Raw genomic sequence first — 25,811 nt, forward strand, 5'->3', positions numbered from 1 at the left:
TTGCTCTAATATTTCGTCAAGATTGAATTTTCACCCGCCGGATTGCCATGCCCTCCTCGTTTGAATCGCCCACCGACGTCGACTTGAGTCACCAGAGCGAGCCGTTTCGCCGAATCGCGACAGAGATCAGCAACGTTTTGGTCGGACAGTCAAAACTTGTACACCGGATGCTGATCGGTCTGTTAACCGGTGGTCATTTGTTGATCGAAGGGGTTCCCGGATTGGCCAAGACGACCGCCGTCGCGAGCCTGGCCAAGTCCATCCGGACCGATTTCCAGCGTTTGCAATTTACCCCTGATCTATTGCCGGCCGACTTGATCGGCACCCAGGTTTACCGTCCCCAAGACCAAAGTTTTGTGGTTCAGAAAGGCCCAATCTTTTCCAACTTGATTTTGGCCGACGAAATCAACCGGGCTCCCGCGAAGGTGCAAAGCGCGTTGCTCGAAGCGATGCAGGAACGTCAGGTCACCATCGGGGGTGAAACCTTCCCACTCGAGGAACCGTTTCTCGTCATGGCGACCCAGAACCCGGTCGAACAGGAAGGCACTTACGCCCTGCCCGAAGCCCAAACCGACCGTTTCTTGCTCAAAGTCATTGTGGACTACCCGGACCGGGACGAAGAACTGCAAATCCTCCGCCGGATGAGCAAGACGGCTCCCAAGTTGAACGTCACCCCGGTCACCACGCCGCAAGAGATCATGTTGGCGCGTTCTCAGGTCGATTCCATTCATATCGATCCCAAGATCGAAGGCTACATCGTCGACCTCGTCATGGCGACTCGTCGGCCGGCGGCGTATGGGTTGGCGTTGGACGGATTGATTCAATTCGGTGCGTCGCCGCGTGCGTCGATCAGTTTGGCTCTCGCGGCAAAAGCCAACGCATTCCTGAATGGACGCGGCTACGTGCTTCCCGAAGACGTTCAAGAACTTGCTCTCGATGTGATGCGACACCGCGTCGCGATCACGTACGAGGCCGAAGCGGAAGAACGAACCAGCGAATCGATCGTTGCGGACATCCTTCGAGGCGTTTCGGTTCCATGATGTGGGGCCGACGCGGCGATCCGAACACGTCGGAGGCGACCACTCCCAACGACATTCTTAAACGGGTTCGGCGCATTCAATTGCAAACGTCGCACCGCGTCGATGAGTTGCTGGTCGGCGGTTGGCACTCGGCATTCAAGGGACGCGGGATCGAATTCGAAGAAGTCCGCCCCTATCAAATCGGCGATGACGTTCGGGCGATCGATTGGAACGTGACCGCCCGAGCCGATTCGCCGTTCGTCAAACTGTTCCGCGAAGAGCGTGAGCTTGCGGTGATGTTATTGGTCGACGCCAGTCGCAGCATCGACTTCGGAACCCAACATCAAACCAAACGAGAACTCGCGATCGACGCATCGGCAACGATCGCCATGTCCGCGATCAAGAACAATGACAAGGTCGGCATGACCTTGTTCACCGACCGGATCGAAAAACACATTCCGCCACGTCAGGGAGCACGGCACGTTTTGCGATTTATCCGTGAGTTGCTCTACCAACAGCCCGAAGGCACTCGCACGGATCCGCTCGCATTGCTCGAACACCTCGGTCGCACGGTTCATCGACGCAGCGTCGTGTTTTGGCTCGGCGATTTCGTGATGAACGACCCCGAGCGGAAGATCGAAAAAGCGATGCGGGTCTTCGGTCGTCGGCACGATGTGATTCCGGTGGTGCTTACCGACGAACGGGAGTCGGTGATGCCCAGTGTCGGTCTGGTGCGACTGCGTGATAGCGAGTCGGGTCGTCAGATCAGCATCGATACTTCAAGCGTGAGGGTTCGTCGCCGGTACGCGGAATTGGCGGCGATACGAAATCAACAACGTGACGCCTTGTTCGCCCGGCTCAAGTGGAGACCGTTGGTCCTGAAAACCGGCGAAGACATCGCCGAACCGCTACGGCGATACTTTCATTTTCGGGAACTGCATTCACGATGAAACAAGTCGTTTCGATCTTATCGTGTCTAGCCCTTCTGATCGTGGGAGCATCCACGGCCACTGCGAAGACACCCGAAATCCGCGCCGTTGCCTCCAAGACGGACGTGCTAATCGCGGAGACCTTCACGTTCCGCGTCGAAGCGATCGTGGAACCGGGATGCAGGATTGAATTCAGCGAACCGGCTGCTGAAGGCGAAAGCATCGCGAAAGCTTTGGGCGTTTTCGACATCATTGCGGCTGCCGATCTCGAGGATGTCCCCCTATCAACGGCGGACGAAGACCAACGACTTTGGTCGCGAACGTATACGCTGGAAACGATCCGCTTGGGCGAACAAACGATTCCCTCGATCGGCGTGAGTGTGACCTGCGACGGGCAATCGACCGCGTTGCAAACCGACCCGGTTGCGATCAACGTGGCGGGTGTGATCGAGAAAGCCGATGAACCGCTGCGAGAGATCGCCGGAATCATTTCAAGAGAGCCCGAATCAAGCTCGCCGCCGAGGTCCGATCGAATCATCGGGTTGGCGGGTGCGTTGTTCGCCGCGACGATCCTGGCCGCATTGACTGTATGGTATCGACGCCGCGGTAGTGAGCCGCTGAGGTGGTGTGCCGATGAGTTGTCCAAGCTCAGGGTTGCAGTCGAGTCGTTCACGTCGGATGCCGAAACCGACACGACGCGATGGGTCGAATTCACACAACGTCTCCGTGAGATCCTGCGAGTCGCCTTGACGGTGTACCTCTATCAGTCACGGCCTTCGCCGTCGACGTCTCGCCTGATTTCGGAGTGCCAACAGGTTGCACCGGAGCTCGATTTCCAAGCGTGCGAATCCGTACTCGGCCGAGCCGATGCGATCAAGTTCAGTGCGTCCGGAACGACGCCTTCGCTAAACGAAGTGGCAACCACGCGATCGAATCAGGCGATCGGCGAAGCGGAGCGATTGATCGGGTTCGTTCGGCAGTCACGTCGCGACCGAAAGCGAGGCCGCTAACATGCCTTTGTTTCATTCGCCGCATTTCTTGTGGTTGTTGATCTTGATCCCGTTGGTCGCTTGGCGTCGTTTCACTCGTCACGACGAGACGGCTGTTTCGTTCAGTTCGTTGGATTGGGCATCTGCGATGCCACGTACCTTGCGCCAGCGATTGATGTGGATACCGGACGCATTGCTGTTGATCGCATTGACGTTGTTGATCATCGCGCTCGCGCGGCCGCGAGAGGGACGTGATCGAACGGTTACACAAAGCGAGGGGATCGCCATCGAATTGGTCGTCGACCGTAGCGGCAGTATGCGAGCGATGGATTTCCGCATTGACGGCGAAAGGGTGGACCGTTTAACCGCCATCAAGAACGTCGTCGGAAAGTTCGTCTTGGGAAGTAAAGCGTTCGGCGAGGATCGCAGCGAGGACGAAGCCAAACTCGCCGGGCGATTCAATGATTTGGTCGGATTGGCCACCTTCGCCGGCTACGCCGACGCCGTCACCCCGCCGACGCTCGATCATGGGTTCTTGATCGCCAGCCTCAACGACACCCGCATCGTCGACCGGCGCAATGAAGACGGCACCGCGATCGGGGACGCGATCGCGCTGGCGACCGAAAAACTCAACGCACTCGACGCGCGACAAGACGAAAAGATCAAAAGCAAGATCATCATTTTGTTGACCGATGGAGAGAGCAATGCCGGGTCGCTCGAACCGGTCCAGGCGGCTGAGTTGGCGGCCGCAATCGGGATCAAGGTGTACACGATCGGGGTCGGTACCCGGGGCGAGGCCCCCGTGCCGGTGATCGATCCGTTCAGCGGGCGAACCGTGTTCCAATCGATGTCCGTCAACATTGATGAAGCGACCTTGCAACGGATTGCGGAGATCACCGATGCGGAGTCGTTCCGCGCGACCGACACGGACTCACTCGAAGCGATCTACGCGGCGATCGATGAATTGGAAAAGACCAAAGTCGAAACCCAGCAATTTGTCGACTATCGTGAACTCGCCGTGCAACCTTGGCTCACGGGGTGGATTCGATTACCGCCGATGTTGACGTTGGTGTTAGTGACGCTGGTTGCGAGAATCCTGCTCGGTTCACTTTGGTTGAGGGAGTTGGCATGAATCTCGACGAGGGAATCCAAATCGGAAATGCGGACGCCGTCGTTTGGCTCGTTGTCGCGGTCGTCGTGGTGTCGGCTTGGGCGATCGCCAACGGATTCCGCCGTCGGGCTCGCGTTCGATTCGCGACCGGTGACCGTGTCAATGACGTATTCCAGCTTCACGGTCGCACGAAAATCGCGAGCAGGGTTCGAGCAACGCTATCCGTCCTGGCGATCGTGTTATTGACACTCGGCTTGATGGACTGGCGTTGGGGCAAAACGCGGCGGGAAGTCCCTCAAAAGGGAATCGAAATCATGTTCCTGTTGGACGTTTCCCGAAGTATGTTGGCGCAAGACGCCACGCCGAGTCGCCTCGAACGTGCCAAACAAATGATCCGCGACATGGTCGGCGCGATGGCGGGCGACCGCGTCGGCTTGGTCGCCTTTGCCGGTGAAACCCGCCGCATCATTCCATTAACCAATCACTACGAAGATTTCATCACGACGCTCGCCGATGTTGGCCCCGATTCGTTGCGGCGTGGTGGATCCCGGTTGGGCGACGCGATCGAAGCGGGCGGCGATGGTTTTTTAAGTAAGACGAATTCGTACCGTGTGATGATCGTTTTGACCGACGGTGAAGACCAAGAAAGCGAACCGGTCAAAATGGCACAACAACTTTACCAGCAAGAAGGCATTCGCGTTTTCACGATCGGATTGGGCGATATGTCTGCCGGTGCCAAAATCCCCGATGAAGAGACTCAGCATTACGTTCGTTACCAAGGCGAGCCGGTCGTGACCAAACTCAACGGCGAGATCCTCGAACAAGTCGCTCGTGTCAGCGACGGTGCCTACGTTCCGGCGGGAATCAAACAGGTGGACATGAAAGCCGTCTACGATCGTTACATCGCCGGTATCGAAAAGACAGACTTCGATACCGTCAAGATTGACGCTTACGAAGCAAGGTTTCAGTGGTTCGCGTTTCCGGCGTTGATGTTGTTGCTGACCGAGACGCTCATGACGGGCCGCCGAAGCGGTCGCCGCTCAGGCCGAGTGGCCGCCGCGATAATGTTGGTCCTGACGTGGTCGACCGTTGGAAACGATGTCGCCGCTCAAGCGATGCCAACGGACGCTGTCGCGGACGAATATTCAATTTACAACCAGGGCGTCGCCGCCTACCAAAACGATGACTTGGAAACCGCGATCGGTTTGTTCGACCAAACCGCTGGTGCGGTCGATCTGCGGATCGCTGCGGCCGCGCGGTACAACGCCGGCACGGCGAGAGTCGCTCAAGCCGCTGCGGCGATTCAGGAAGGACAAACCGAAGGCGTCCGGGAAGATCTCACCGCCGCCGTCGCGTCGCTGCGTTCGGCCCTGCGGCTGCGTCCGAGATGGGAGGACGCGCGAGCCAATCTGGAAAGGGCGGTCAGGTTGCTCGACCAACTTTCGTCGCAGCAGCAACAGCAACAGCAAGATCAGCAGCAAGAACCAAAATCAGATCAGTCCGATCCGTCAGATCAGTCGAATCCGACCGATCCATCAGACCCGTCCGGCGAAGAGCAACAAGACCCGAAAAACCAACCCGCCGCCGAGCCAACGCCTGACGCGAGCGAGAACAACGGCGAACAAGATAACCAGGGTGCTGACGAAAGTGACAACGAGGGTTCCAGCGAAGGCGAGCCGCAAGCCCCGTCCGAGCCGCAAGCCCCGGCCGATCCGCAGGGCGAACTCGAATCCGATAAGTCAGCCGACCAAAGCCAGCCCAATGCGAACCAGCCTGGTGAGGCGACCGAATCGATTCAACCGGCCGAGCCGGCGGAAATGACCGAAGAAGAAGCCCAAAAGATGCTCCAAGCGGTTCGCGACCGCGATATGATCCGGCGATTTCGCCAACAGCAACTCAATCGAATGCGTCAAGTTCCCGTGGACAAGGATTGGTAAACGTTATGAAAGTTTTTGTAACCGGGGGTACCGGGTTGCTCGGCAACAATATTCTTCGGCAACTCACGCAGACCGGATGCGAATCGATCTCGCTGGTCCGTGGGCAGCCTGACGAAAGGGTGTTCGCGGGCATCGACACCGAGTTTGTATCGGGTGATTTGAGCGACGAATCTGTGATCGACGATGCCATCGCGCGGGCCGATGCGGTGATCCATTCGGCGGGCATGATTCATCTCGGTTGGACCCGTCGTGACGAGTCCATGAAAGTCAATCGCGACGGCGCGCGCGTGATCGCCGAAGCTTGTTGTCGCCACGACCGCAAGCTCGTGCATGTAGGAACCGTCAACACGCTCGCGGTCGCCCGTCGCGATGCCCCGTCGGATGAAGAAACGCCACTCGACCACGCCGGGGGACAGGTCCCATGCTCTTACGTCGACAGCAAGCGGGCCGGCGTCGAAGAGGTTTGGCGTTTAGTCGACGAAGGGTTACGCGCCGCGATCGTTCATCCGGCCTTCATGCTCGGCCCTTGGGACTGGAAACCGAGCAGCGGACGGATGATTTTGGAAGTGGGAAAGAAATGGCGTCCCTTGTGTCCGCGCGGGGTCAACAGCGTGTGTGATGTCCGCGACGTGGCGTCGGCCACGATCGCGGCGATCGACGAAGGCGAAGATGACGGCCGTGAATATATCTTGGCCGGTCACAACTGTTCGTACAAACAACTCTGGACCGAGATCGCGACACGTGCCGGCGTGCGTGGCCCTTTGATGCGAGCAGGCCCGGCGCAATTATGGATCGCCGGTCGGGCCGGCGATGTTTGGGCCAAACTCACCGGACGCGAAACGGAAATCAACAGCGCCGCGATTCGCATGGCCAACCAAATCCACGCCTACGACAGCACCCGAGCGAGAACCGAACTCGGTTACCAAACCCGGCCGCTGGATCAAACGCTCGACGATGCGGTTGCTTGGCTACGTGAACATCATCGTTGGTGATTGAAGTGCCACTGATGATTGAACTACAAGGAGGCGGAACCACCATTTCGTCGATCCATTACCGGCGTCTGGTCTGGCGTTTCTGGATTCAGTCAGCTCGCCCTTAGGAATTTGCATCTATGCAGCGACGTAACGCATAACTACTTTACTCGAATTCCGCCCCCTGGCCTCTGTTTTGAACAGGTACGAGAAGTGAGTCGCATATGAAACCATCTCAGCTGGGCGTGCTAAAGTTTCTTTTGCTTCTGACCTGTTCGGTCTTGGCACCTACTTCAACATTGGGACAGAACCCAACACGGCTGGCGCAATACATCACCGCAGCCGAAACCGCCATTAACCAAGGGCGACCGCGTGATGCACTGGATGCCTACACCCAGAGCCTACCGCTGGCCAGCCAGTTGTTCGGACCCGGATCGATTCAAGTCGCCGCGATTCAGTTTAGTCGCGGCTCGCTTCATCGCGATCTAGCCGAATACGATCGTGCCGAACCGATGCTATTGCAGGCCGCATCGTTGTATGCCCGCAACCGCGACGTCGAGGGCGAAGCAGAGGCGAATATCTTGCTCGGGCAGATTTACACCAACACCGGCCGGTTCGATCAAGCCAACGCCAGCTTCCTCGCCGCCCAGCAAATTTTTGAAAGAAACTACGGTCCCAGCAGTTTTCAAGTCGCCGTCATTCTCAATAACCGAGCGACTGTCCTGAAAGAGCAAGGCATCTACAGCGAGATCGAGCCGCTCTATCGCCGCTCGCTCAAGATTCTTTCTGGTCGCTCGGAACATCGGACTCACTACGCGGCAACGCTGATGAACTACGGCGCGTACTGGATGACGCAGAACGAATATGCGAGAGCCGAACAGGCGTTCCTCGAAGCCTTGACGATCCAGCGTCAGCTCGGCGACGCTCTGGAAGTCGCCAAGGTGACCGCTAATCTTGGTTCGTTGTATTTAAACCTTGGGCTTTATGAAAAGGCATTGACTCAATTGCGAGCTGCCATCGCGATCTTCCAAGCCAAACAAGAATCCGATCATCCTGATCAAGCTCGCGTCCATTCAAACCTGGGAATCATCGCAACCATTCAAAAGCGATATCCCGAGGCGCAGCAACATTTGCAAGAAGCACTGCGAATTCGCCAGAAGCGGCTGGGCATCAATCATCCCGATGTCGGCCACACGCAGCGTGCGTTGGCGAAGCTCTGGATCGAGCAAAAACGATTCACCGAAGCCGAGTTGCTGCTGACCGAAGCCAAGCGAGTCCGTCAGGAAGGTTTGGGAGACGAGCATCCTTTTGTAGCAGACGCGGTCGCCGATTTGGCGTATCTCGCGCACTCCCAGGGCGATCGCGAGAAGGCTCGCCTGCTTTACGACGATGCTCAGACGAGGATCGAGCGATCCCTTAGTCGAAATCATCCCGCCTATGCGTTTTCGCTGCGCCAGTTGGCGGGACTCGATGCGCTGGACAAAGAGTGGGGTCGCGCTGCGGAACGCATCGATGAATCCCGCCGGATCTCGCTGGCCTACGTTGCGAAGGTGCTTCCGGCGCTGTCTGAAACGGAACAGTTGACGTATCTTAAAGAAAACGATCAACCCGAACAGAGACTAGGTTTGTCGCTGGCGCTGAAGCAGCCATCGGACCAACGGATTGTCGAAGCGTCCGCCGGTTGGGTGCTTAACGGCAAAGGTCTCACGCGGCAGGCACTGGCGCAGCGTGCGCTGTTAGCGCGTGATACCGCCAACCCCGCCACACAGGAGATTGCTCGTCAGTTACAAACCGTTCGAAAGCGTTTATCGGAGCTGTTCTTCGGGACGAAGCCGATCTCGGAGCAGCAAGAGCTTGCGGATCAATTAGCATGGGACGAGCAAAAATACGCCCGGCAGTTAGCGCAGTTCAACGGCCGCGCCACCGACGGCGGAGGCTGGACCGAGCTGACCGACGTACGGTCGGCACTACAAGAAGGAGAACTACTGATCGAGATCGTACATTTCGAGGCGATGGAGTTTTCAGGCGCCGCAGACGAAGCGCGACGAGAAGGCGTAGCTCATTACCTAGCCTGGTTGATCCCGCCCGCCGGAGACCTGCCGGTCTCGCTGGTCAATCTCGGTCCCGCCGAGCCGATCGACCGGCTTATCGAGTCGGCGCGAACCGCGTTACAGCAGGCACCCGTGGAGATCGTTTCGTTGGGTGAAGAGGAAGCCGAGGTCAATCTGCGAACGAATTTGGTGTCGCTCCAACAGTCCATTCTCGCTCCACTGGAACCGCTGATTACAGCCACCCAAGCGACCAAGCTGTTGTTAAGTCCCGACGCGGGGTTGTGGTTGGTCCCGTGGGCCGCACTGCCGGTCGGAGAGAACGAGTATCTAGTCGAACGTTACGATATTAGCTATCTCGTCAGCGGACGCGATCTGATCGCATCCGATGACGAAAGCACTCTGGGTCAGCCGATCGTGATGGCAAACCCGAACTATGACCTCTCGCCGGCCGAAGCCGACCAAGCGGCACGGAAGATTTTCGGCAACGACACCAGCGAGCGTTCCGCCCCCGCTCTGACCGCCGGTCCCTCGATGTTGGGACGTGTGGGGCGACTGCCCGGTACCGAAGTCGAAGCGGCCGCCGTGATGCCAAAGATCGGCGAATTGGCTGGGCAACCGCCGCAACTTTACAGCGATCGTTGGGCATTAGAACTGGTGTTCAAGCAAGTCCACCGCCCGGAAATTCTGATGCTCAGCACGCATGGGTTTTTCCTGCCAAGCCAAGCAACGGAGTCGAGCGGCATCGATGCGGCCGGTGGCCAAGTGAATCCGCTAATACGGTGCGGCTTGTTGCTGACGGGCTGCAATGAACGCGCCGCTGATAGCCGGATCGATGACGGCGTGCTGACGGGTTTGGAAATCGTCAGCACGGACCTCCGCGGAACTAGGCTGGTCGTTCTCAGCGCCTGCGAAACAGGCTTGGGCGAGGTCCACTCCGGAGAAGGCGTCGCGGGATTGAAGCAGGCGTTTCAGTTAGCGGGCGCTCAATCCGTCGTCGCGACACTCTGGCAAATTCCTGACAAAGAAAGCGTTCAAGTCGTCACGGAGTTTTTCGACTCGATGACCGCTGGTCAACCGACAGGCATGGCCCTGCGGTCCGCACAACGTAGTGTCATCGATGCTCGCCGCAACGCCTATAACGCTGCTCATCCGTTTTTCTGGGCGGCCTGGACTGTGACCGGCCGTCAATAGATCTCTGAGGCCTTAGATCTCCGAGGCCTTCACGCGATCGCCGGTTACTGAGCCTGGACGTGATCGCATCCTGGGTCACGCTCGACCGGCTCACCGACGGCGTCGACGGGGTGCGTGAACAGGTATCGCCACACCGGTTCGTGGACAAACCGGCCTTGTTTGTCCTTATATGCTGAGCTTCCTGGTTGAACGCTGCTGTGGGCTCGATTGGCATTGCCTTGAACATCGAAGTCAGTGATCAAACGGCGAGTGTTTTGATAGGGCGGTTTCGAATTCTCAACGTTCACGATCGGTCCGAACTCGTTGAGTCCGAGCATCTCCCACGAACGACAGTAGTGGTCCGCTTCCCATCCCGAATCTTCGACGTGCGAGAACGCAAAGTATCGGTTGGCCGGCGTTGCCGAAGGCAGCGACTGCCACGTTTGATGTTGATCTCGTGGTCCGCATAGGGCGACGACGCGGGCGACCTTTTGATGTTTGGCGAACCTCGCCGCAGTGGTCGATCCGTGAGAACTTCCCGCCAAGATGACCTTTTCCCAGTTCAAATCGGAACGATCGGAATTGAGGAACTGCCCCCAATTGCCGGGTGCGTTGTGATGGTCGAGGTACTTGACATACAGGTAGGCACGAACCGCGATCGAGTCCGGTTTGGCGATCGCCACCTCGTCGCTGAAATCCAGCCCGGTTGCGGCTTCGATGCGGACGTCACCTCGGCAGGTCGGCCCGACGGGATTGGATTGACACAGTTTGCCGAACCAGCCGTTGGCGTAGTGGACTCGCATCGCGTGCAACCCATAACTGGTCACTCGCTCGAACAGTTCCGGCTTGTGGGCCATCAACCAAATCACCAATTGGCCGCGAGACTTCACCGTCGGATCGAACCACGCCTGCTGCTCGTCGGCGGGTTTTCCATTGGGTTGATCGATCAGGAAATTGATCTCCGGATAGGCCTTGACCTGGGGATCGATCTTGCTCGCCCGAACGGTGGCCTCGAATCGTTTGGAGGCGTTTGGTTTATTTTTTTGGGTTGATTGAGCCCATGAGTGGTGGGGGGCCGAGGCAGCAAGAATCAAAAACGTCAGCGCGATCAAAGCGCTGGTGCGGACGTAGGTCATGGTGATGCGATTGGGGAGGGGAGTGAGGATGGTCGACGATGCGCCGAGGCAACATCATAACTCAAAACCAGTCCAAAGGCTTCCCTTGCCGCTAGCCTTGGCAGTAGTTCTCGATCACGCCGACTCCTTGCACGCCACTGCGACGCAGTGACCTGGCAAGCGTTTCGACTTCGTGAGCTTTGGTGCGATGAACGTCACGGACGATCAATGCGGTATCGCACAAACCGACTTCGGCGAACGCGGACACGCCGCAATCGACGACCACCAAATCGAAACAAGTTTTCAACTTACGCAGCAACAGTCGCAGATCGGTGTAGTCCATCGTGGGTTCGTTGTCACGACCGAGCATCGGAATCAACGTCAGCGAATCGGCATCGGAATGCACGGCGGCTTCTTCCAACGGCAATTGATGGCGAACACAATCGAGCCAACTGTGATCGAGATCCAAGTGCAGATCCGTTGCCAAACGAACCCCTTCGGGATCGGCGTCGACGATCGCCACCTTCAGCCCCGAAAAGGCCACACTGAGGGCCATTCCCATGGCGACTGTCGAACGTCCCTCGCCGGATTTTGCACTCGTCACGGCGATCGTTCGCAAACCGTCTTGGCGGGCTGCGGCTAAGCGAGACGCCAATTGTTCGGCGATCGAACCGCCCAAAAAGAGTTCATCGACGACGGACGGTACTACGAACTCGTCGACCTGCCATGTGGCTTGGAATGATTCCAATTCGCATGACGATCCGGTTTGCTCGCCGGATCCTTCCGGTTCATCTTGGGCTGATCGAGACGTTTCCAAATCCGTTGACGTTGATTCATCAAACGATGTATCCGCGGTAGCCGCTTCTAGTTGGGGGGCCTGTTCAATTGAGGCCGATCCGTGAGAGGGTATTTCAATCGGGGCGGTTTCAGTCACTTTCTCTTCAGCCGGAGCGACGTCAACCGGGGTTTCGTGTCGCAGCTCGTGAGGCGCTGAAATCATGACGTCGATCGGCGACGAGAACAACATCGCCCAGCTATCGGGCGTGGTCGCGTCGAGCATCGAAACCGAATGCTCGGGCGCAGGCACTGGTACATTTGCCTTGGCGGCTAGATCAGAGTTCGACGGCGGTTGCTTGCGTTCCGCTTCGCTGGGGTTCACTTTGCTGAGCCCCGCTTCGCTTAAACCCGCGTCGCTGTGGCTTGCTGCATTTCGCAAGCGAGACGTCGGAGGTTTGATCTCCGAGGCTGGCTCTTCGAAGCGATACTGTGTGCGTTCTTCGTCGTTAGCTTCGAACCACATCGCACTGGATTGTTGGATCGATTCATCCAGTTCCAGGTCGCTGGTTCGGGACGGAGCGAGTCGTGGTTGAATCGTTTCGTGATTGGTCGTCCTCGTTTCGCGTTCGACGCTAACTCTGGCCGAGGTCAGCGAGGAGGTGCGATCGCGTCTGCGGCCGGCTGCAAGGTCGAGCCGAAGCAACGCCTCGTCGAGCCGACGGCTTGCCAGGACGCTCGACTGATTCACGTTTTCTTGCCCGACCCGCTGTCGCAATGATTCCGCTTCGGTACGAAGCGATTCATAAGTTTGCATCGTAAAATCACCAGCGTTGGTAAGGTCGGGCATGATCGTTCTTCGAGTAGATTGGTTCTTAGTACCGCGAGGATGGCATTGAAGGCGTCGGCGGCATCGCCACGCGGGCTTCCGGTGTCGATCCAGATGGAATGGCATTGGACGGAATGGAGGTCGCTTTCATTGCGCCGCTGGAGTCGACGGACGGTTCGCCGGGAAGGGCGAATTCGAAATTGGGTTCAGCCGGCGCGGCGCTTGTTCGAATCACCTTGTCGGGTGACGAATCCATTCGTTCGGATGATTCGGTGACGTTCATGCCGGGTAAGAATTTCTTCCAATCCGTGATCGCGTGGGGCGTCCGTGATTCGACCAATCGGGCGGATGATTCTTTCTCGGTCGGTTCGGAATCACCCACCATGTCAATTGCCGGGGCTGCCTCGGAAGGAAACGCGATCGTCATATCGAAATCGTCCAGTGGTTCGAACGAAGGCGATTCTTGGCGTCCCACATTGACGGACGGTGACATCGACGGCATCGACGCCAACTGCGGTTTCGGCGTTGGCGGCTCGAACGAGATCGGTTCGGAAATATCCAGGTGAGCGCGGCTCGGATTGTGGCTCGCAATCGGTTGTCGCAGCTGCGCTGCCGACGATCGGGTTGCTTGCAGAGATTCAGGGTCGCGAAAGGCTTCGTTCGGATCCGGCAGCGTGTTCAAATCAGTTTTGGGAAGCTCGTCGGATGTGCTACTAAGGTCGACCAACATGGGAGTCTCTTGATCGGATGGTGCTTCTTCTCCACGCGGCGAGAAGATTGCGACCCCTGCGACCAAGGCCAATAAAACCAGCAGCGTTTTCCGCGACGCGAATATCGTTAACCAACTTACTTCGTCGGACTGAAGTCGCTCGATGGACTCGATCGGCTCACTGCGGCGGGCAGGTTCGACGAATGTTTTTTCGGTCGGTGGCAATTCCGAATCGGACGATGGTTCCGATGCGATGGCGGCTGCGGAAACAGCCGCTTCGACATGAGATCGCATGGCCGATCGCGGTGACGGCGGCGGATTGCTAGCGCCGTCCCGGATATCCTGTGGATCGAAAGGTGACGCCGCGTCGGCTTGGATTGTTCCCATTGACGCCGTTGCCAGGGCCGCTTCGTTCGAAGCGTCCGATGGCGGCGGATCGAGATCCGGGAGCCGCAGCAAGGTGGGCGGAATGCCCTCGCGGTCGGTGGATCGTGCGGTTGTGTGATCTGACGCGAGCGTCATCGGTGCGTCCCTGCGAAAAAAACGGAAGCGGTGTCGATTCCTCCCTGCGAAAGCATCGTCGAATCGACGCCTCTGTCTTGAGGATTATTCGGGATAGTGAAACTTTGACGCCGGTCGCAAGACGAAATCTTGCGAGTATTGGCGAGTTGACGACAGAAAAGTCGGACACAGCCACCCTCCCTACGGAAAAAAGTCGTCGGACGTCGCCAATGCTAGACGCCCACTGCCGCGCGTGCTGCCAAGTGCGTACATCGATTGGACCGATCGGCTATACTGCCAAACTCGTCTGCTATTTGCCTCGCTTTCGCCAACTCAACCACTTGATGAACGTCGCCCTCTTCGTCCCCTGTTACATCGATCAGTTTTTCCCCGACGTGGCGATCGCGACGCTCGAACTACTCGAGCGACAGGGCGTTCAGGTTCATTTTCCCAAAAATCAAACCTGTTGCGGCCAACCGATGGCAAACACGGGTTGCGAGGCCGACACCGCGCCGGTGGCCCGGCAATTCGTCGAGATCTTTTCGGGGTATGACGCCGTCGTATGCCCGTCGGGTAGCTGCACGTCGATGATCCGCAACCACTACAACCAATTCTTTGCATCCGACGACGAGAATTTCATCAAGTTGCGTGATTCCACTTACGAATTGTGCGAGTTCCTGGTCGACAAGCTCAACGTTCGCAAAATCGACGGCCAATTCAACCACCGGGTCAGCATCCACTCGAGCTGCCATGGTCTGCGTGAACTGCGTTTGGCCGGTTGCAGCGAACAAATGGTTCCTCGAGAAAACAAGCTACGCATCCTGCTCGAGTCACTCGGGGGCGTGGAGATTTTGCCGCTCACCCGGACGGATGAATGCTGTGGTTTTGGCGGCACATTTGCGGTTACCGAGAGGGAAACCAGCGTCGCGATGGGCGTCGATCGGATCCAAGATCACGTGGGTGCAGGCAGCGAAGTGATGATTGCCGGCGACATGAGCTGTTTGATGCACATGCAAGGACTCATCCGTCGCCGTAAATTTCCGTTGCAAGTCATGCATATCGCGGAAGTCCTCGCCGGCAGGCCGCTCAAGGCGTTGTGATCGCCGGTTTGAGCGACTGTGTGTGCGTTCATTTTGTACTCATCGCCGGTAAACGGCACCATTTTTTGGCGTAAATCTCATGTCGATTGCCCTCCCCATCGTCGATCATCCCAAAGCGGCTCGCGATTTTGTTCAAAACGTCGAGCGGTCGCATTGGCACGACGATTCATTGTGGTTCGTCCGCAGCAAACGCGACAAAATGGCCCAATCGATTCCCGAATGGGAGTACCTCCGCGAACAGGCATCGGCGATCAAGACCCACACGATCGCCAATTTGCCTGATTATTTGCAGCAATTCGAAGCCAACGCGACCCGTTTGGGCGCGGTGGTGCATTGGGCCCGGGACGCCGACGAACACAACGAGATCGTCTTAAGTATCCTGCGTCAAAACGACATGCTGCGGATCATCAAGAGCAAGTCGATGCTCACCGAAGAATGCCATCTGAACGACTTCTTGATCGAAAATGGGATCGAGGTCATCGACACCGATTTGGGTGAACGGATCGTTCAGTTGCGTGGTGAAACGCCGAGTCACATTGTTTTGCCTGCGATTCACATCAAGAAAGAAGAGGTCGGCGAGACCTTTCATCAGCATCTGGGGACTCGCAAAGGGGAATCCGACCCTCAGGTTCTCACCGAAGCCGCCCGCGGTCACTTGCGAGGTAAGTTTTTGCAGGGAGAGGTCGGCATCACGGGAGTCAACTTCGCGATCGCCGAAACCGGTGGATTGGTGGTTTGTACCAATGAGGGCAATGCGGATCTCGGCGTTTCGTTGCCGAAGATCCACATCGCTTGCATGGGCATCGAGAAATTGTTGCCGCGATTTCAAGATTTAGCGGTATTTACCCGGTTGCTCGCCCGCAGCGCGACGGGCCAGCCGATCACCAGTTACACGTCGCATTTCCATGGCCCCAAGGACGACGGCAGCCAATTGCATATCGTTTTGGTCGACAACGGCCGGACGAAAATCCGCGATAGCAAGACGTTTCGTGATTCGTTGCACTGCATCCGCTGTGGGGCTTGCATGAACACTTGCCCGGTGTACCGTCGTGGCGGTGGGCACAGCTACCAAGCAACCGTTCCCGGGCCGATCGGCAGTGTTTTGGGGCCTGCCAAGGACGCGAAAAAGCACAAAAGCCTGCCGTTCGCCTGTAGCCTGTGCGGTTCTTGCACCGACGTGTGCCCCGTCAAGATTCCGCTTCACCATCAATTGCTAGCATGGCGAAAGGAGTTGGTCGGCCGGCGACTCGTTGCCTGGAATAAGCGGGTCAGTATGAAGGCCGCATCGCTGCTATTTCGAAGTCCTCGGATATTCGCCACGGCGGGGTATTTCGGCCGCGTGGCACTGAAGTATTTGCCCAAACCGGTCACCCACAACCCGCTCAATGGATGGTCGATCGATCGCGATTTGCCCTCGCCGCCGAAGCAAAGTTTTCGAGCTTGGTACTCCGAGAACCGCACGCCTCCGCCGGCGCCGTCGCGTCATGAATCGTCGCATCACCAGGAGACTCAGTCATGATCGCCCGTGCTCAAACGCAAGCGAGCCCCGATTCGCCCGGCAAACAAGCTATCTTGGATCGCCTGCGGGGGACTTTCATCGAAGGCCCCGCCTTGCCCGAGATCGACCCGGCTCGCTTGATTCATTTCGATGACCCGGTCGAAAAGTTTCAGGAAGTGCTGAGATTTGTTGGTGGAGAGCCACACCTCGTTGATTCGCCACAGCAGATCAGAGAGATCCTCAACGGGATCGAAGTTTTCAAGAACGCTCATCGAATCGCTTCCACTTTCCCTGAAGCGGTCTCGCCGACGGTGGATTTAACGCAAGTCGACGATCCACACTCGCTCTCAACATTGGACTGGACGATCGTCAAGGGCGAATTCGGCGTTGCCGAAAATGGGTCGATCTGGATCGATGGGGAAACGATGCCGCACCGAGTCATGATTTTCATCGCGCAGTATCTCGCCATTGTGGTGTCAAGGCGTCAAATCCTGCAGCACATGCATGACGCCTACACTCGGATCGGACGGCCCAAAGCGGGTTTCGGGATTTTTGTGTCCGGCCCCAGTAAAACCGCCGACATTGAACAATCCCTGGTGCTTGGGGCTCACGGTTGCCGCAAGTTGCAAGTGTTTCTGTTGCCTTAACGAAAGAATCCGCCAGATTTTTTTCATCAAATGTTCAAAAGCCGTTGACGCTTCGTGGACACCCCCGTACATTCTCGCCTCTTCGACGCAAATTGGTTGCTTCGAAGAAACCCTTTCGCCGTCTTTTGTAGTGGAACGTCAGCGTGTCAACTGGTGCCAGTGAAGTTATCCGCATTCGTATGGAAGCATACGACCATGCCGTCCTGGATCAGAGTGCCCGCGACATCGTCGACACGGTCAAGGCAACTGCCAGTATCGTTCACGGTCCGATTCCCTTGCCGACTCGGATCGAGCGTTATACCGTTCTGTCGAGTCCGTTCGTGAATAAGAAAGCACGGCAGCAGTTTGAAATCCGGACGCACAAGCGTTTGGTTGACATCGTCCAGGCTTCGGCCAAGACCATTGAAGCGTTGAATAAACTCAGTCTGCCGGCTGGGGTTGACATTAAGATCAAGGCCTCCGCCCGCTGATTGTGTCCCCTGATCGCGAGTCTGGTGTGTCAAAGGTTGTTTGCCTTTTGTTTCGCATCGCTCGTGGGCTTGCTTTGGCGAGCCATTGAAATGTCGGTTTTCTCGGTTGGGGTTCGTTACCTCGTCCGGGGTTTTTGAGTCGTCCGTGTTTTTGCACGGCCTCGTTTTTGTTTCACTTGAGAAGTCACGGTTTTCCGTATGGTCGGAAGCTGCGGCGATAACGGTCGGCTCCTTGCTTCGGCGGGGTTGCTGGGTCGAATCGTCGGGCGGTCCCGGAACTCCTAACGAATCACGAATGGCCCGCTTCGAGAGCGGCGGGCGGGAATTGTAATGTCACCATCCATTTTAGGCCGAAAAGTAGGAATGACTCAGGTCTTCCTCGAAGACGGAACTGCGGTTCCGGTTACGGTCGTGCAAGCCGGTCCCTGCCGTGTCCTTCAGGTTCGCAGTAAAGAGCGGGACGGCTATGAGGCTGTTCAGTTAGGTTTCGAGGATAAGCCGCGTCGTTTGGCGTCGCGAAGTGAGCGTGGCCAGGTCGCGGTCATCGAGAGTAAGCGGTCCAAGGTTCGCTCCGCCGCAGGCGTTGAAGCGTTGCCTAAGCCCGATTGTGAGCCTCAGCGTTTCATCCGTGAATTCCGTGGGGCTTCCGAAGTGTCGGTCGGTGATACTTTGACGGTCGAACAGTTCGCCGAGGTCAAGAAGGTCGATGTGACCGGGACCAGTAAAGGTCGTGGTTTTTCGGGTGTGATGAAGAGGCACAACTTCGCCGGTCAGCGAGCATCGCACGGTGTCAAGAAGTGTCACCGTCACGGCGGTGGTACGGGTATGAGTGCCTACCCGAGTCGCGTCTTCAAGGGTAAGCGGATGGCGGGTCAATATGGAAACGCCCGTGTCACGACCCGGAATCTCGAAGTCGTAAGTATCGACACCGAAAACAATTTGTTGCTTGTTCGTGGTGCCATTCCTGGCCCGAACGGTGGGTTCGTTTCCATTCGTCAAACGAACAAGGTCTAAGGTAAAGCTAATGGCAACTCTTCCAATTCATGATGCGTCGGGAAAAGAGGTCGGCTCGTACGAGATCGACACCACGCAGATTGCTGACCGGGTCAGCAAGCAATTGCTTCACGACGTAGTCGTGATGTATCAGGCCAACAAACGCCAGGGCTCGCATAATTCGAGAACTCGCGGTCAAGTCAGTGGTCATAAGAAAAAGATGTATCGCCAGAAAGGCACCGGGAATGCTCGGGCCGGTGGTAAGCGGACGAACGTTCGTCGTGGTGGTGGTGTGGCTCGGACGATCAAGCCACGCGACTACAGCTACCGTCACCCAAAGAAGGCGGTTAAGTTGGCGACTCGCATGGCAATCCGCTCGCGGATCGATGATGGCGAAGTCATTGTCATTAATCAGTTCGGCTTGGACTCGCCTAAGACGAGCCAGATGGCAGCGGTCTTGAAGAATCTCGGGCTCGAGGGTGTCACGACCTTGGTGGCGACTGGATCGGATGATTCAGTGGTCTACAAGAGCGGTCGCAATATCACCGGCGTGACCGTCGAGCCTGTTCGGCAACTCAACGCGTTGACGCTGTTAAAGCCAAAGAAGGTGGTTTTCACCACTGAAGCGTTGGACCGAATCAAAGACGGTACCTTTGCTGTGAACGCCGCCAGCACAACAACGGAGGAGGTCGTCGCTTAGGACGATTTAAGAACATGTCTGCTATTCAACCGCCAAAGCCCGTCGAACGCGCGATCCAACTCGAGCCGCATCAGGTTTTGTTGAAGCCGCTCGTTACTGAGAAGGGCGTGCACCGTGCCTCGCGAAACAATCAGTACGCGTTTCAGATCCACCGGGACGCGACCAAGATCGATGTCAAGAAAGCCGTCGAGTCTTTGTTTGATGTTAAGGTGACGAAGGTCCGTACTCAAACCCGAAAGGGTAAGGCGCGACGGTTTCGTTATAAAATCGGTCGCACGAATGACTGGAAGAAAGCGATTGTTTCGCTGCAGGAAGATCATCGAATCGACTTCTTCTGAGAAAGTTTTGGCTTGTAGCATTTTCGCTATCGGCCGTTTTACCAAGACATCCTGTTTTTGTTCCCAAAAGCCAATCGCTAACCGCTAAAAGCTACTCCCATGGGCATCCGAATCTACAAACCGACCAGCGCCGGTCGACGAAACTCGTCGGTCAGTGACTTCAAGGATTTGACGAAAGGCTACAAGCCAGAGCGTTCCTTGCTGCGTCCACAGCGTAAGACTGGTGGTCGTAACAATCAGGGCAAGATCACCGCTCGTCACCGCGGTGGTGGTCACAAGCAGATGTACCGCGTGATCGATTTCCGTCGTGTTAAAGATGGGATGGTCGGCGTGGTGGATTCCGTTCAGTATGATCCGAATCGTTCTGCTCGTATCGCTCTGTTGAAATACGCCGATGGCGAGAAGGCATACGTTGTTGCTCCGGCTGGGATCAAGGCCGGCGATCGTCTGGAGAATGGCCCGAATGCCGCTCCTGTGGTTGGAAATTGCCTACCGTTGAAGAACATTCCGTTGGGTACCGCGATCTGTTGCATCGAGATGCGTGCCGGTCGTGGTGCTGTGATGTGTCGCAGTGCGGGAACGCAGGCAACACTTCAAGCCCGTGAGGCAGATTGGGCGCAGTTGTTGTTGCCAAGTGGCGAAGTTCGTCGGGTTCCAAGTACCTGTCGTGCCACGATCGGTATGGTCGGTAACAGCGATCATATGAAGATTCGCATTGGAAAGGCCGGTCGTGCTCGTTGGTTAGGACGTCGGCCGCATGTCCGTGGTACGGCGATGAACCCGATCGATCACCCGCACGGTGGTGGTGAAGGACGAACCAAGGGTGGACGCCACCCGGTTAGCCCGCAAGGCAAGAGTGCCAAGGGTGGAGCAACTCGTCAGAAACGTAAACCAAGCAACTCGTCGATCGTTCGGCGACGCAAGAGCCGTCGATACGGTCAATTGAAACTTCACAAGTAGGTCGGCCCGTTACCGCACGCGTTCAGAAATCGTCTGAGAATTCATTATGAGTCGTAGCAGCAAAAAGGGTCCCTATGTCGACCCGAAACTATTTTTCAAGGTTCAAAAGGCGGCCGAAACCGGCTCCAGCGAACCGATCAAGACTTGGTCGCGATCATGCACGATCGTTCCCGAGTTCGTCAACGTGACCTTTATGGTTCACAACGGCCGTCAGCACCTGAAGGTTCTGGTTACCGAAGACATGGTCGGGCATAAGCTCGGCGAGTTCTCGCCTACACGGACCTTCCGTGGACACGGCGGCAAAGGCAAGCGTTAAGCAGGAGATTCCAACCCATGTCGCAATTCACCGCATATCACAAGAACGCCCGAATCAGCGCACAAAAAGTGCGATTGGTTGCCAATTTGGTTCGGGGCATGTACGCCGACGAAGCGCTCGATACACTCAAGTATCAGCCGCAACGAGGTGCTCGCATGCTTGAGAAGGTTATCAAAAGTGCCGTAGGAAATGCTCAGGATCCTGAGCAAAATAACGGTCGGGGCTTTAAGATCGAAGAGTTGGTTCTTACCGACGTTCGAGTCGATGGTGGCCCGATGTTTAAACGAATTCGCCCGCGTGCTCGCGGGATGGCGTTCATGATTAAGAAACGATCCAGTCATATCAGTGTGGGTCTGACTCACATCGATGAAATCTGAGTTTGGCCCTCGCTGAACTCACACACCTTCCAATTTTCGCTCAGTCCTCAGCCCTTCAAACTCAAAAACTCATTCCATGGGTCAAAAAGTCCATCCGATCGCGTTCCGAACTGGTATCACCCGTGGGTGGTCCAGCCGCTGGTACGCGTCGAAGCAAGATTACGCCGCGTTGCTGGTCGAAGACAAGAAGATCCGGGACTTCATTACGAAGAACCCCAAGAAAGCAAGTTACAAAAGCGCTGGCATCGATCGGATTGAGATCGAGCGAACGCGTGACGAAGTTCGAGTGATGATGTACGTCGCTCGGCCCGGTTTGATCATCGGTAAGAAGGGTCAAGAAATTGAAATCCTTCAAGCCGAATTGCAGAACCTGGTCGGTCGCCGCATCAACTTGAAGGTCGAGGAAGTCGGACGCCCCGAGTTGCAAGCGCAGCTCGTCGCCGAAGACATCGCCCAACAATTGGCCAAGCGTTCCAGTTTCCGCCGAACGATGAAACGATCGCTCGAGCAGACGATGGATGCAGGTGCCAAGGGCATCAAGATTCAAATGGCGGGTCGGCTCGGTGGAGCGGAAATGGCCCGGCGTGAAAAGCAAAGTGCGGGCTCGATTCCATTGAGCACGCTCCAAGCAAAGATTGATTACGGCTTCACCGAAGCGATGACGCCACAGGGGCACATCGGGATTCAGGTGTGGATTAACCAAGGTACTTACGGAGACGACAACGATGGCGCTGATGCCCAAACGGGTCAAGCATCGAAAAAGCCAAAGAGGTCGTATAAAAGGTAACGCTACTCGCGGCAATACGGTCGTCTTTGGAGACTTCGGCATTCAGTCATTGGATGCCGGATGGATCAAAGCAACGACGATCGAAGCCGGCCGAATCGCTGCCCAGCAATACGTTCGTGGCGAAGGAAAGCTTTATATCCGAATTTTCCCAGACAAGTCAGTTACCAGCACCCCGCTGGAAACTCGAATGGGTAAAGGTAAGGGTGAGCCGGACTTCTGGGCTGCGATTGTTAAGCCGGGAACCGTTTTATACGAACTTGGTGGTGTGACCGAACAACAAGCAAAAGTTTGTTTCGCTCGATTAGCTAGCAAAATGCCTGTAAAGGTCCGTTTTGTAGCGCGACGCCCCGCGTAGCGGAGTCTGATTTTCAGTTTTGAATTAGGTTTGGTTATCCATCGCGACAGCGTGGTGCCAGGCGTTTCATTCAACCCCTCGCGACGCGTTGGGTTGTCCTTTCACTTCCTTTCGTTTGTTTGACCGATGACTTCACTGACCGAACTGCACGAGATGAGCGATGAACAGCTCGAAGCGACCTGTAAAGAGGCCGCCGAGACTTTGTTTCGTTTGCGTTTTCAGTCGCAATCCGAGCGGCTCAATACGCCCAGCGAGATGCGAAAGAATCGCCGACTGATCGCGCAAATTAAAACCATCCAAACTCAACGTGAGCGTTCCGCTTCGGCGACTTAGTTCGCCGAAGCCCGGATCGATAAGGCCGCGCGACGGCCGTCACGTTGACTGAACCCCCACATTTTCACCACACACACTTTCCTTTTTTCCGAAACGTCATGCCTAAACGCGTCGTAGCCGGAGTCGTCACCAGCGACAAGATGAACAAGACGCGCCGCGTCGAGATCAATCGCGTGGTCAAGCACCCCAAGTACAAGAAATACGTCCGTCGCCGTACGGTTTGCCATGTTCATGACGAGGCAAACGAATCGGGGATGGGTGATCGTGTCGAGATCATCGAGTCTGAACCTCTTAGCAAGCTAAAGCGATGGCGTTTGGTTCGCGTCCTCGAGAAGAGTACCGCGGTCGACGTGGTGGCTCTACGAGCGGCGCGTAAAGAAGCGCTCAACGCGGCAGAATCCGAAACCCTCGAAGCTGCTCACGCTGGTGAAACCAGCTCGGACGGCGAATAGTCGTCGCTCGGTCGAGCGTTCCAGAAATTTAACAATTGTCGTTGAAGTAAACCAATGATCCAACAAGAAACTCGTCTCGATGTGGCGGACAACACCGGTGCTCGTCAAGTGATGTGCATCAAGGTGCTTGGCGGTAGTCGTCGTCGCTTCGCCACTGTCGGCGACGTGATCGTCTGCAGTGTCAAGAGCGTCATTCCCGGAAGCGAAGTGAAGAAGAAGGCGGTTGTGCGTGCTGTCATCGTCCGCACCAAGCAACCTACCCGTCGCCCCGACGGAAGTTACATCCGGTTCGATTCCAACGCGGTCGTGTTGGTCGACAAAGACAAGAACCCACGCGGTACGCGGATTTTCGGGGCTGTAGCCCGTGAACTGCGTGACCAGAAATTTACCAAGATCGTCAGCCTCGCCAACGAAGTGGTGTGAGTGGCGGTTGGCTTTTTCGATTGGCATTTGGCCGGTCGAACGAAAGCCTACTTGCCGTGTTGACTTTTTTTTACGAAACATTCCAGACTGATTGGCTTTGGGCCAATCGCCAACAGCCAAACGTCAATAGTTACTACCATGAAATTCCGAGTTGATGACGAAGTCATCGTGATCGCGGGTGCCGATAAGGGACACCGTGGCAAAATCATCAAGGTTGACCGTGAAGCCAATAAGGTCATCGTCGAAGGTGCCGGCAAAGTTTGGAAGCACGTTCGTCAGAGCCAAAAGAATCCGCAAGGCGGACGTTTGAATAAAGAGATGCCGATCAGTGCGAGCAACGTGATGTTGGTCGACCCGAGCAGCGGCAAGCCGACTCGCATCGGAACCCGTTTGCTCGATAACGGTAGCAAAGAACGTTACGCCAAGAAAAGTGGCGTGACCATCAGTCAAATCTCGCCGGCTAAGCCCAGTCGAGCAAAAAAGTAGTCACTTCCCAACATCGGTGATTCCTTGGTCTCCGCAAAATCCGGACACCACTAACCTCCCACAACCATCCGATCGACGGCACGTCGCCCACCATGTCCAACGAAATCCCTCGCCTACAAGCCCGATACCAGGATCAAATCCGTGCGGCGCTGAAGGAACAGTTCAGTTACTCTAATCCGCATCAGATTCCCGAGTTGAAGAAGATCTCGCTCAACATGGGTGTTGGTGCGGCGGTCGGTGACAAAAAGATTCTCGATCTCGCGTTCGATGCGATGACCCAGATCACCGGCCAAAAGCCGGTCACGACGATCGCACGACAGTCGGTTGCCGGGTTCCGTTTGCGTGAGGGAATGCCGATCGGTTGCATGGTGACCCTGCGTCGCCAACGGATGTACGAGTTTTTAGATCGTTTGATCTCGGTCGTGCTTCCTCGGGTGCGTGACTTTCGTGGGATCAATCGCTACGCCTTCGATGGCAATGGCAATTACACATTGGGTTTGACCGAACAATTGGTTTTCCCCGAGTTGAATCCTGATAAGTTTACCCGTCCCCAAGGCATGAACATCAGCTTCGTGACGACGGCGACGACCAATGACGAGGCCCGTGCCTTGCTCCTAGAATTCGGAATGCCTTTCAAGGCACCTAAAGAAAAGAAAGAAGCAGCAGCGGCCGTTTAAAGCCACGCTGATTTTCAATCGTCCAGCCGAGCGTAGTTCGTTCGGCTTTACCGACGAACCACGTTTGACTTAAAACTGCCGTTCGTTTTCATCACCGTTTCGTTTCCCAGATGGGCACAAGCCCGCTCCGTCCACCGCAGGTCCTTTCGTGGCAAGCAAGTCCAAAATCGCCAAGGCGAGTCGAACGCCAAAGTTTTCCACACGGAAAGAAAATCGATGCAACTATTGTGGTCGACCGCGCTCGGTCTATCGCAAGTTCGGTTTGTGCCGAATTTGTTTCCGTCTCAATGCGAATGCCGGGTTGATTCCGGGTGTCCGTAAGGCCAGTTGGTGATTTTGAAAACGATATTAGGGAACCCTCGACCATGATGACTGACCCAATCGCCGACATGCTCACTCGTATCCGCAATGCGGTTAGCGTGGAACGGCCTTATGTAGATATCCCCGCCAGCCGCGTGAAGCGTGGATTGGCCGACGTCCTGAAGCGTGAAGGCTTCATTTGGGACTGGAAGGAAGAAGATACCGAACCTGTGAAGACCCTTCGCTTGGAACTCAAGTACGGGCCCAACGGTGAACGTGTGATTCAAACGATCAAACGAATCAGCAAGCCGGGACGTCGACTTTATTCCCGTAGCAAAGAACTCAAGCCCGTCTTAGGCGGTCTCGGTATTCGCATCATCAGCACTTCGAAAGGCGTGGTCAGCGATCGAGAAGCTCGGCGTGATAAGATCGGCGGCGAAGTGCTCTGCGAAGTGTCCTAGTCGCCGGTATCAATTGCAATCGTAGCCCGACGC

29 protein-coding genes are annotated in these 25,811 nt (G+C 56.4%); 26 read left to right on the forward strand and 3 right to left on the reverse strand.

What is annotated here, in order from left to right; all coding sequences use genetic code 11:
• Positions 1 to 47: 47 nt before the first annotated feature.
• From Pla100_RS09880 to Pla100_RS09910, 7 genes are all read left to right on the forward strand, one after another.
• The gene (locus Pla100_RS09880) at positions 48 to 1,040 is read left to right on the forward strand and encodes an AAA family ATPase (protein WP_146577535.1); all 993 of its coding nucleotides are present in this window, start codon (positions 48 to 50) and stop codon (positions 1,038 to 1,040) included.
• Positions 1,037 to 1,969 (forward strand): DUF58 domain-containing protein, encoded by a 933-nt coding sequence (locus tag Pla100_RS09885; RefSeq protein WP_231602912.1) that lies wholly within the window; start codon positions 1,037 to 1,039, stop codon positions 1,967 to 1,969. The genes Pla100_RS09880 and Pla100_RS09885 overlap by 4 nt, the downstream gene beginning before the upstream one ends.
• A complete protein-coding gene (locus Pla100_RS09890; protein ID WP_146577536.1) occupies positions 1,966 to 2,958 on the forward strand; it encodes a hypothetical protein in 993 nt (330 codons plus the stop codon). Before Pla100_RS09885 ends, Pla100_RS09890 begins: the two co-directional genes overlap by 4 nt.
• 1 nt (position 2,959) lies before the next feature.
• Positions 2,960 to 4,069 (forward strand): VWA domain-containing protein, encoded by a 1,110-nt coding sequence (locus Pla100_RS09895; protein WP_146577537.1) that lies wholly within the window; start codon positions 2,960 to 2,962, stop codon positions 4,067 to 4,069.
• Positions 4,066 to 5,985: a VWA domain-containing protein gene (locus Pla100_RS09900; RefSeq protein ID WP_146577538.1), complete on the forward strand. Its 1,920-nt coding sequence runs from the start codon at positions 4,066 to 4,068 to the stop codon at positions 5,983 to 5,985. The genes Pla100_RS09895 and Pla100_RS09900 overlap by 4 nt, the downstream gene beginning before the upstream one ends.
• A gap of 5 nt (positions 5,986 to 5,990) precedes the next feature.
• The gene (locus Pla100_RS09905; protein ID WP_146577539.1) at positions 5,991 to 6,977 is read left to right on the forward strand and encodes an NAD-dependent epimerase/dehydratase family protein; all 987 of its coding nucleotides are present in this window, start codon (positions 5,991 to 5,993) and stop codon (positions 6,975 to 6,977) included.
• 203 nt (positions 6,978 to 7,180) lie between these two features.
• Positions 7,181 to 10,198, forward strand: coding sequence for a CHAT domain-containing tetratricopeptide repeat protein (locus Pla100_RS09910; RefSeq protein WP_146577540.1), 3,018 nt, complete (start codon positions 7,181 to 7,183; stop codon positions 10,196 to 10,198).
• Positions 10,199 to 10,242: 44 nt separating this feature from the next.
• Here the strand turns inward: Pla100_RS09910 and Pla100_RS09915 are convergent, their stop codons facing one another.
• The 3 genes from Pla100_RS09915 to Pla100_RS09925 form a co-directional block, all read right to left on the reverse strand.
• A complete protein-coding gene (locus tag Pla100_RS09915) occupies positions 10,243 to 11,313 on the reverse strand; it encodes a BPSS1187 family protein (RefSeq protein WP_231602913.1) in 1,071 nt (356 codons plus the stop codon).
• 91 nt (positions 11,314 to 11,404) lie between these two features.
• The gene (locus tag Pla100_RS09920) at positions 11,405 to 12,916 is read right to left on the reverse strand and encodes an AAA family ATPase (RefSeq protein ID WP_197167816.1); all 1,512 of its coding nucleotides are present in this window, start codon (positions 12,914 to 12,916) and stop codon (positions 11,405 to 11,407) included.
• Between the two features lie 25 nt (positions 12,917 to 12,941).
• Positions 12,942 to 14,126, reverse strand: coding sequence for a hypothetical protein (locus tag Pla100_RS09925; RefSeq protein ID WP_146577542.1), 1,185 nt, complete (start codon positions 14,124 to 14,126; stop codon positions 12,942 to 12,944).
• 323 nt (positions 14,127 to 14,449) lie between these two features.
• On the opposite strand from Pla100_RS09925, the gene Pla100_RS09930 reads away from it, so the two are divergent.
• From Pla100_RS09930 to rpsH, 19 genes are all read left to right on the forward strand, one after another.
• Positions 14,450 to 15,205 (forward strand): (Fe-S)-binding protein, encoded by a 756-nt coding sequence (locus tag Pla100_RS09930; protein ID WP_146577543.1) that lies wholly within the window; start codon positions 14,450 to 14,452, stop codon positions 15,203 to 15,205.
• A gap of 79 nt (positions 15,206 to 15,284) precedes the next feature.
• Positions 15,285 to 16,724: a lactate utilization protein B gene (locus Pla100_RS09935; RefSeq protein ID WP_146577544.1), complete on the forward strand. Its 1,440-nt coding sequence runs from the start codon at positions 15,285 to 15,287 to the stop codon at positions 16,722 to 16,724.
• On the forward strand, positions 16,721 to 17,350 hold the full coding sequence (locus Pla100_RS09940; RefSeq protein ID WP_146577545.1) for a LutC/YkgG family protein: 630 nt from the start codon (positions 16,721 to 16,723) through the stop codon (positions 17,348 to 17,350). Before Pla100_RS09935 ends, Pla100_RS09940 begins: the two co-directional genes overlap by 4 nt.
• A gap of 143 nt (positions 17,351 to 17,493) precedes the next feature.
• Positions 17,494 to 17,820 (forward strand): 30S ribosomal protein S10, encoded by a 327-nt coding sequence (rpsJ, locus tag Pla100_RS09945; protein ID WP_083905006.1) that lies wholly within the window; start codon positions 17,494 to 17,496, stop codon positions 17,818 to 17,820.
• Between the two features lie 363 nt (positions 17,821 to 18,183).
• Complete coding sequence (gene rplC, locus Pla100_RS09950) at positions 18,184 to 18,834, forward strand: 50S ribosomal protein L3 (protein ID WP_231602914.1); 651 nt, start codon at positions 18,184 to 18,186, stop codon at positions 18,832 to 18,834.
• A gap of 10 nt (positions 18,835 to 18,844) precedes the next feature.
• The gene (gene rplD / locus Pla100_RS09955; RefSeq protein WP_146577547.1) at positions 18,845 to 19,513 is read left to right on the forward strand and encodes a 50S ribosomal protein L4; all 669 of its coding nucleotides are present in this window, start codon (positions 18,845 to 18,847) and stop codon (positions 19,511 to 19,513) included.
• A 14-nt stretch (positions 19,514 to 19,527) separates the two neighbouring features.
• On the forward strand, positions 19,528 to 19,851 hold the full coding sequence (gene rplW / locus Pla100_RS09960; protein WP_146577548.1) for a 50S ribosomal protein L23: 324 nt from the start codon (positions 19,528 to 19,530) through the stop codon (positions 19,849 to 19,851).
• 99 nt (positions 19,852 to 19,950) lie between these two features.
• A complete protein-coding gene (rplB, locus tag Pla100_RS09965) occupies positions 19,951 to 20,811 on the forward strand; it encodes a 50S ribosomal protein L2 (protein WP_146577549.1) in 861 nt (286 codons plus the stop codon).
• Between the two features lie 46 nt (positions 20,812 to 20,857).
• Positions 20,858 to 21,127 carry a 30S ribosomal protein S19 gene (gene rpsS / locus Pla100_RS09970; protein WP_146577550.1) on the forward strand — a complete coding sequence of 90 codons (270 nt, stop codon included), beginning with the start codon at positions 20,858 to 20,860 and terminating at the stop codon, positions 21,125 to 21,127.
• A gap of 17 nt (positions 21,128 to 21,144) precedes the next feature.
• Positions 21,145 to 21,504, forward strand: a complete 360-nt coding sequence (gene rplV, locus Pla100_RS09975) for a 50S ribosomal protein L22 (RefSeq protein WP_146577551.1) — start codon at positions 21,145 to 21,147, stop codon at positions 21,502 to 21,504.
• Between the two features lie 76 nt (positions 21,505 to 21,580).
• Positions 21,581 to 22,291, forward strand: a complete 711-nt coding sequence (gene rpsC / locus Pla100_RS09980; protein WP_146577552.1) for a 30S ribosomal protein S3 — start codon at positions 21,581 to 21,583, stop codon at positions 22,289 to 22,291.
• The gene (rplP, locus tag Pla100_RS09985; RefSeq protein WP_146577553.1) at positions 22,230 to 22,646 is read left to right on the forward strand and encodes a 50S ribosomal protein L16; all 417 of its coding nucleotides are present in this window, start codon (positions 22,230 to 22,232) and stop codon (positions 22,644 to 22,646) included. Before rpsC ends, rplP begins: the two co-directional genes overlap by 62 nt.
• Before the next feature lie 126 nt (positions 22,647 to 22,772).
• A complete protein-coding gene (rpmC, locus tag Pla100_RS09990) occupies positions 22,773 to 22,979 on the forward strand; it encodes a 50S ribosomal protein L29 (RefSeq protein WP_146577554.1) in 207 nt (68 codons plus the stop codon).
• A 98-nt stretch (positions 22,980 to 23,077) separates the two neighbouring features.
• Positions 23,078 to 23,431: a 30S ribosomal protein S17 gene (rpsQ, locus tag Pla100_RS09995; protein WP_146577555.1), complete on the forward strand. Its 354-nt coding sequence runs from the start codon at positions 23,078 to 23,080 to the stop codon at positions 23,429 to 23,431.
• Positions 23,432 to 23,485: 54 nt separating this feature from the next.
• Positions 23,486 to 23,854 (forward strand): 50S ribosomal protein L14, encoded by a 369-nt coding sequence (gene rplN / locus Pla100_RS10000; RefSeq protein ID WP_146577556.1) that lies wholly within the window; start codon positions 23,486 to 23,488, stop codon positions 23,852 to 23,854.
• A gap of 138 nt (positions 23,855 to 23,992) precedes the next feature.
• The gene (gene rplX / locus Pla100_RS10005; RefSeq protein ID WP_146577557.1) at positions 23,993 to 24,340 is read left to right on the forward strand and encodes a 50S ribosomal protein L24; all 348 of its coding nucleotides are present in this window, start codon (positions 23,993 to 23,995) and stop codon (positions 24,338 to 24,340) included.
• Between the two features lie 92 nt (positions 24,341 to 24,432).
• Positions 24,433 to 25,017, forward strand: a complete 585-nt coding sequence (gene rplE / locus Pla100_RS10010; RefSeq protein WP_146577558.1) for a 50S ribosomal protein L5 — start codon at positions 24,433 to 24,435, stop codon at positions 25,015 to 25,017.
• Between the two features lie 148 nt (positions 25,018 to 25,165).
• Positions 25,166 to 25,351: a type Z 30S ribosomal protein S14 gene (locus tag Pla100_RS10015; RefSeq protein WP_146577559.1), complete on the forward strand. Its 186-nt coding sequence runs from the start codon at positions 25,166 to 25,168 to the stop codon at positions 25,349 to 25,351.
• A gap of 31 nt (positions 25,352 to 25,382) precedes the next feature.
• On the forward strand, positions 25,383 to 25,778 hold the full coding sequence (rpsH, locus tag Pla100_RS10020) for a 30S ribosomal protein S8 (protein WP_146577560.1): 396 nt from the start codon (positions 25,383 to 25,385) through the stop codon (positions 25,776 to 25,778).
• Positions 25,779 to 25,811 lie beyond the last annotated feature (33 nt).

It is taken from the genome of Neorhodopirellula pilleata (assembly GCF_007859915.1).
Lineage (GTDB): Bacteria > Planctomycetota > Planctomycetia > Pirellulales > Pirellulaceae > Rhodopirellula > Rhodopirellula pilleata.